This is a genomic window from Pseudomonas sp. RGM2987, assembly GCF_022952855.1.
In the GTDB taxonomy this organism is placed as follows: Bacteria; Pseudomonadota; Gammaproteobacteria; order Pseudomonadales; family Pseudomonadaceae; genus Aquipseudomonas.
On record NZ_JALJDX010000189.1, the window covers coordinates 46,201 to 52,509 of the forward strand.

Genomic DNA, 6,309 nt, shown 5'->3' on the forward strand with positions numbered 1-6,309 from the left:
AGGCCGACATGAACCCAGCGCCCAAGATCAACTTTACGGTAACGCCACTGCTGCGCATCGCCTACGAAGAACACGGCCCCACCGATGGCGAGCCGGTCATCCTACTGCATGGGTTTCCTTATGATCCCAGGGCGTTCGATGAAGTCGCGCCGATCCTGGGCCAGCGCGGCTATCGGGTCATCGTGCCGTACCTGCGTGGCTACGGCCCGACTCGCTTCAACAACCCGGCGATCCTGCGTTCCGGCCAGCAAGCGGCCCTGGCCCAGGATCTGCTGGATCTGATGCAGGCCTTGGACATTCCCCAGGCGACGCTGTGCGGCTATGACTGGGGCGGCCGGGCGGCCTGTATCGTGGCAGCGTTATGGCCCGAGCGCGTTCGCTGCCTGGTGACCGGCGATGGCTACAACCTGCAGGACATCCCCCGTTCGACGCAACCGCTGGATCCGGAAACCGAACATCGGTTGTGGTACCAGTATTATTTCCACACCGCGCGCGGCGTCGAGGGGCTGACGCAAAACCGAGGCGAGTTGTGCGGGCTGCTCTGGCGTTTGTGGTCGCCAACCTGGAAGCGCGGCGCGGCGCTCTATCCGCTGAGCGCGCCATCCTTCAACAACCCGGATTTTGTCGAGGTAGTGATTCATTCCTACCGTCACCGCTTCATGTACGCGCCGGGCGATCCGACCCTGGAGTGGATGGAGGAGCGACTCACGGAGCAACCGGTCATCAGCGTGCCGAGCATTTCCCTGTGCGGTGCCGACGACGGCGTGGGGCCCGCGTTGGAACAGGATGAGGACGCCCGGCACTTCAGTGGTTTTTATGAGCGTCGCGTACTGGCCGGCGTTGGCCACAATATTCCACAGGAAGCCCCTGAGGCGACGCTCAAGGCATTGCTGGATCTGCTTGAGGGCTGAGGGCGAACCGCTCGCGATACGCCTGGGGCGTCACCCCCATGGCGCGCAGAAAGCTGCGGCGCAGGGTTTCTTCGCTGCCAAAACCACATTGCACCGCCACCCGCTTGATCGGCACCGCTGTGTCTGCCAGCAGCCGGCGAGCGGTTTCTACGCGGATCAACTCCACCGCCCGCGCCGGGGTCTGGCCGGTGTCAGCGCGGTAGTGGCGCACAAAGCTGCGCTCGCTCATGCCGACCTGGGCAGCCAGGCTCGGCAAGCCCATGTCGCGGGTCAGGTTCTCGGCGATCCAGGCGTGCAAATCATCGAACCGACCGCCCTGTTTTTGCAGCGACAAGGTCACGCTGAATTGCGATTGCCCGCCAGGACGCTTGAGGAACACCACCAACTGCCGAGCGACCTCCAAGGCCACGGCGCGGCCCAGGTCATCCTCTACCAGAGCCAAGGCCAGGTCGATGCCGGCCGTGACCCCGGCCGAGGTCCAGACCGGGCCGTCATTGATAAAGATCGGATTGGGTTCGACCCGCAATTGCGGATGCTGCTCGGCCAGCTGTTCACAACGGGTCCAGTGGGTGACCACCCGCCGCCCGTCCAGCCAGCCACTGGCGGCCAGCAGGAACGCTCCGGTGCACACCGAGGCAACCCGTCGCGAGCGCAAGCCATGCGCCTTGACCCAGGCCACCAGCGCCGGATCCTTCGCCGCTTCGTACACCCCCCAACCACCGGCAATCAGCAGGGTGTCACTGTCTTCGCTCGGCAACGGTTCGGCCAACAACGCCAAGCCCGCCGAGGACACCACCGGACCACCAGAGGCCGCGATTACCGTCGGGGCGTAAGGCAACGGCAAGCCTTGCTGGTGGGCCAGGTCGTTGGCCGAGGCAAACACCTGCAACGGCCCGGTGACATCGAGCACTTGCACGTTGGGGAAAGCCAACACATGAACGGTTTTCGCTGGGTTCGGCATATTGGCGTAATTCGTGGGCTTATTGGCGAGTACGCCAGAGCCTACGGCCCTAAAGTAAAGCCGTCCACCCCCGGGCAGCATTTACAAGGAAAAGCGACATGACATTGCACATCGGCTTGCTGTTGTTCCCCCAAGTCCAGCAATTGGACCTGACCGGCCCCTATGACGTACTGGCCTCGCTGCCGGATGTGAAGGTGCACCTGATCTGGAAGGACCTGGCTCCGGTCACGGCCAGCACCGGGCTGGTTCTACTGCCAACCACCACGTTCGAGGACTGCCCGAAACTGGACGTGATCTGCGTGCCTGGCGGCACCGGTGTCGGACCGTTGATGGAAGACGAGCAGACCCTGGCCTTCATCAAACGGCAGGCGAACCACGCGCAATACATCACTTCGGTCTGCACCGGAGCGTTGGTGCTCGGCGCCGCCGGGCTGCTGAAAGGTAAGCAGGCCACCACCCACTGGGCTTATCACAGCTTGCTGGCAACCCTGGGCGCCACCCCGATCAAAGACCGTGTGGTACGTGACGGTAACCTGATTACCGGTGGCGGGATCACGGCGGGGATCGATTTCGCCCTGACCCTGGCGGCCGAGCTGTTCGACCAGGACATGGCCCAGTTGGTCCAGTTGCAACTTGAGTACGCCCCGGCCCCGCCGTTCGACGCAGGCAACCCGGAAACCGCCCCTGCGCACGTTCTGGAAGAAGCCCACCGGCGCACCGCGGAGTCGTTCCGGGTGCGTTCGCAGATTACGCAACGGGCTGCGCAGCGGTTGGAACTGGCTTGACGAAAAGTCTTCGTCAGCAAAAAAACGGTGGCGAGGGAATTTCTCCCTCGCCACCGTTTTACTGCCATGTTGGCTCAGAACGGGCTCGCCGTTGGCCGCACCACCAGTTCGCTGACGTCCACATCCGCCGGCTGTTCAATGGCGTAGGCGATTGCCCGGGCGATGGCTTCGGCAGGAATCGAAATCCTGCGGAACTCGCGCATCGCGGCGCGCCCACTTTCATCGGAAATGCTTTCGGCCAGTTCCGATTCAGTCACGCCGGGGGAAATCACCGTCACCCGCACATCGCCACCAACCTCTTGGCGCAGGCCTTCGGAGATCGCCCGCACGGCAAACTTGGTCGCGCAATAAACGGCGGCGGTCGGACTGACCGCATAAGCGCCGATGGAGGCGATGTTGATGAACTGGCCGCTGCGTTGGCGCTGCATCAACGGCAAGCCGGCTGCAATGCCGTGGAGCACGCCGCGGATGTTGACGTCGATCATGCGGTCCCACTCCTCGACTTTCAGCGCCTCGAGCTTGGAGAGGGGCATGACTCCGGCGTTGTTGATGATCACATCGACCCTGCCGAAGCGCTCGACGGCAAAGTCGATCAGGCTCTGGACATCGTCGCGACGGGTCACGTCTACGGCCTTGCAGACGGCTTGCTGGTCAATCGCCTCAAGCTCCTGCACCAACGCTTGCAAGCGATCGATGCGTCGGGCCCCCAGCACCACGCGAGCGCCACGGGCGGCCAACAGGCGCGCTGCCGCCTCACCGATCCCGCTGCTGGCACCGGTAATCACCACTACTTTGTTTTGGATGTCGGACATGATGGTTTCCTCGTCTGGATGTGTTGGCTCCGGGTAGGAGCAATTCGACAGGTCCAGATTAGGTAATCGAGCGATGCCAGGGTTAGCCGGATTCTCCTGCCCACTTGCACGATCCTGTAGCGCAAAAACCACCTCTGGTCGTCAGCCGCGCAATGGGCTTTACTAGCGCGGTCCACTCATTGGCCAGGGAGGTATTTGGCATGTCGGTTTCCACGTCCATACAGGTTGCGCCAGACGCAGGTCTCAGCCAGCGGCGCGCCGAACTGGCAGACCTGATAAAGCGCTTCGCCCCGGAAAACGGCGTCCACCCCACGGCGATCGACGCCCTGAACCTTATCCGCAGTGACCAACCGACCGATGCCCTGCCCGTCGTGCATAAACCTGGGCTGTGTGTGATCGTCGAGGGACGCAAAGAAGTACAACTGGCTGACGAACGCTATGTGTACGACCCGCTCAATTACCTGGTGGTCTCGGTGACGCTGCCCTTGGCGGGCCAGGTCATCGAAGCCAGTCCTGAGCGACCTTACCTGTGTGTCCGCCTCGACATCGATCCGGCTCGCATCTGCAATCTGATTGCCAATACCAGCCCCATCGGCGTACCCGCCGCACGGACCGCAAGGGGCTTGTTCCTGGATCGCATCGACACACCGCTGCTCGACACGGTGCTGCGCCTGCTGCGATTGCTGGACAGCCCGGACGATATCGCCACCCTTGCACCTCTAGCCCAGCAGGAGATTTTCTATCGCCTGTTGCGTGGTGCCCAAGGCCAGCGCTTGCATGAAATTGCCATTCCCGATACCCAGACCCACCGCATAAGCCGGGCCATCGAGTGGCTCAACACTCACTACGCCGAGCCGCTGAGCATCGACAGCCTGGCGCAAATGATCAACCTCAGCCCTTCGGCGCTGCATCACCGTTTCAAAGCCGTGACCGCCATGAGTCCGCTGCAATATCAGAAACAGCTGCGCTTGCAGGAAGCCAGACGGTTGTTGCTGGCGGATTACAGCGACGTTTCGTCCGTCGGCTACAAGATGGGCTATGAAAGCGCTTCGCAGTTCAGTCGGGAATACAGTCGCTTGTTTGGCGCCTCGCCCACTAAAGACATCGCTCGGCTGCGAGCCCAGGCGTTGCAGGCCAGGAGCGCCTGAGACTTTCCGGCAGACACGATTGTGAAGCACTTTTCAAAGGCGAAAAAAACCCGCCGAAGCGGGTTTTTCAAGGACCGATATGACTTCCTGTCTGGCATTCCATGCCTGGTCCCATCATCCATGACCCCAAGCACTCCCTGTACTCAGTGGATGGACACAGATTAGGCGCACCGCCTCGCCGGGAAAAGAAGACAACACAGCGGCGACGTGTAAGCATTTGGCTATAGCGTGATTCGAGTACTTTTCGACGGACGAAAAAAAACCCGCCGAAGCGGGTTTTTTCCAAGACCATTACGACTCCCTGTCGATAGCCATCCTTGCAAGGTCGATCGTCCCTGATCCTGAGCACTCCCTGTGCTTCAGTGGATGTGGCTAGATTACTGGTCGGATCCAAAACGCAACAGACGACATAACTACTATTGCGTGTAAGACATTCGCTATAGCGTGCTTCCGAAAACCCTTAGCCGTATCAGGCCTGGCTGGACATCTCATCTGTCGGAGCGGCTCAGGAACGCCTCAATGTTGGCCATCTGTTCGTCCCAGCCACGACTGTCCATGCGAAAAGCCTTGAGCCGGCGCGCCTCGGGAATATTGTTGAAACCTGACTCCACGACCTTGAGCAGAGTCCCACCGTCCATGTCTTCGAGCTCGAAGTGGACTCTTGTTTCGGACTCTTGGGAGTAATCCACCCCTGGCTCGACGGCATAGGGATGCCAACGAAACGAAAACACCCGTTCCGGCTCCACGCGTTCCACTGCTACGTCCCAGATGAGGTGTTCGTAACCGGGATAAGTGACCTGCCCTTGGGTTCGCTCACCCGCAACGAATCGCTTGCCTTCAAGGTTGACACCGAACCATTGGCCGAAGGCTTCGGCGTTCGCCAAGGCACGCCAGACTTGAGAACGTGGCGCCTTGAGCAGGATCTTTCTTTCAATGCGGTCGGATGAATGCATGAGTCACCTCCTGTGTTCGACACTAGGCTTGTAAGACCACGAGGCCAACCGGAAAGTTGTATCAGACCTTTGTTTGGAGCTTGCGGCCTGTAAAAGCGCATGGCGCGATGTAGACTCCCCCGGCCCTTTTACCCTCAAGGAGAGACCAATACATGTCCCCCCGCTTGCTTCTGGCCCTGACGCCGCTGCTTCTCGCCACCGTTGCCCAGGCTGACGACTGCACCAATGCCATCACCCAAGGCGAGATGAACCAGTGTGCAGCCCAACAGTACAAAGCCGCCGATAAAGAGCTGAACGACCTCTACAAGCAGATCACGACACGCTTGACGGACGATCCCAAAGCCAAGCAACTGCTGGTCAAGGCTCAACGAGCGTGGATTGGTTTTCGGGATGCCGAATGCGAATTCTCCGCCTCGGGGGTTGAGGGCGGCAGCGTTTACCCGCTGATTTACACCGACTGCATGACCGCCCAGACCAAAGCTCGGGTCGAGGCCTTCAAGACCTATCTCAAATGCAAGGAAGGGGACTTGAGCTGTCCAGTGCCTGAGGCCTGACAGTCTGTTGTAAAAAAGATGACCTGCAGAGGTCATCTTTTTGGCTCAACTTTCTACACGGGCAAAACAAAACCCCTACCTGCATCAGCAGATAGGGGTTTCGGAATTTAATCTTGACGATGACCTACTCTCACATGGGGAAACCCCACACTACCATCGGCGATGCATCGTTTCACTTCTGAGTT

The 6,309-nt window shown here is 60.4% G+C and carries 7 protein-coding genes; 4 read left to right on the forward strand and 3 right to left on the reverse strand.

Going from position 1 to position 6,309, the window contains the following annotated elements; all coding sequences use genetic code 11:
* The first annotated feature begins 8 nt into the window (after positions 1-8).
* Entirely contained in the window at positions 9-911 is a 903-nt protein-coding gene (locus RGM2987_RS12785; protein WP_245141574.1) for an alpha/beta hydrolase, read from the forward strand.
* Here the strand turns inward: RGM2987_RS12785 and RGM2987_RS12790 are convergent.
* Positions 880-1,872 (reverse strand): GlxA family transcriptional regulator, encoded by a 993-nt coding sequence (locus RGM2987_RS12790; protein ID WP_245141576.1) that lies wholly within the window; start codon positions 1,870-1,872, stop codon positions 880-882. The genes RGM2987_RS12785 and RGM2987_RS12790 overlap by 32 nt on opposite strands.
* A gap of 98 nt (positions 1,873-1,970) precedes the next feature.
* On the opposite strand from RGM2987_RS12790, the gene inhA reads away from it, so the two are divergent.
* Entirely contained in the window at positions 1,971-2,657 is a 687-nt protein-coding gene (gene inhA, locus RGM2987_RS12795; protein ID WP_245141579.1) for an isonitrile hydratase, read from the forward strand.
* 74 nt (positions 2,658-2,731) lie between these two features.
* Here inhA and RGM2987_RS12800 read toward each other — a convergent pair whose 3' ends face one another.
* Positions 2,732-3,469 (reverse strand): SDR family oxidoreductase, encoded by a 738-nt coding sequence (locus tag RGM2987_RS12800; RefSeq protein ID WP_245141581.1) that lies wholly within the window; start codon positions 3,467-3,469, stop codon positions 2,732-2,734.
* 200 nt (positions 3,470-3,669) lie between these two features.
* Here RGM2987_RS12800 and RGM2987_RS12805 point away from each other — a divergent pair, with 200 nt between their 5' ends.
* Complete coding sequence (locus RGM2987_RS12805) at positions 3,670-4,617, forward strand: AraC family transcriptional regulator (protein WP_245141584.1); 948 nt, start codon at positions 3,670-3,672, stop codon at positions 4,615-4,617.
* A gap of 488 nt (positions 4,618-5,105) precedes the next feature.
* Here the strand turns inward: RGM2987_RS12805 and RGM2987_RS12810 are convergent, their stop codons facing one another.
* Complete coding sequence (locus RGM2987_RS12810; RefSeq protein ID WP_245141587.1) at positions 5,106-5,570, reverse strand: SRPBCC family protein; 465 nt, start codon at positions 5,568-5,570, stop codon at positions 5,106-5,108.
* Positions 5,571-5,722: 152 nt separating this feature from the next.
* Between RGM2987_RS12810 and RGM2987_RS12815 the strand changes: the two genes are divergently transcribed.
* Positions 5,723-6,124 (forward strand): lysozyme inhibitor LprI family protein, encoded by a 402-nt coding sequence (locus RGM2987_RS12815; RefSeq protein ID WP_245141589.1) that lies wholly within the window; start codon positions 5,723-5,725, stop codon positions 6,122-6,124.
* Positions 6,125-6,309: the final 185 nt, after the last annotated feature.

What these genes read in the sequence shown, in the direction of transcription:
- RGM2987_RS12810 (WP_245141587.1), bottom strand. Translation starts at nt 5,570, where the DNA reads ATGCATTCATCCGACCGCATTGAAAGAAAGATCCTGCTCAAGGCGCCA.
- inhA (WP_245141579.1), top strand. Translation starts at nt 1,971, where the DNA reads ATGACATTGCACATCGGCTTGCTGTTGTTCCCCCAAGTCCAGCAATTG.
- RGM2987_RS12785 (WP_245141574.1), top strand. Translation starts at nt 9, where the DNA reads ATGAACCCAGCGCCCAAGATCAACTTTACGGTAACGCCACTGCTGCGC.
- RGM2987_RS12805 (WP_245141584.1), top strand. Translation starts at nt 3,670, where the DNA reads ATGTCGGTTTCCACGTCCATACAGGTTGCGCCAGACGCAGGTCTCAGC.
- RGM2987_RS12815 (WP_245141589.1), top strand. Translation starts at nt 5,723, where the DNA reads ATGTCCCCCCGCTTGCTTCTGGCCCTGACGCCGCTGCTTCTCGCCACC.
- RGM2987_RS12790 (WP_245141576.1), bottom strand. Translation starts at nt 1,872, where the DNA reads ATGCCGAACCCAGCGAAAACCGTTCATGTGTTGGCTTTCCCCAACGTG.
- RGM2987_RS12800 (WP_245141581.1), bottom strand. Translation starts at nt 3,469, where the DNA reads ATGTCCGACATCCAAAACAAAGTAGTGGTGATTACCGGTGCCAGCAGC.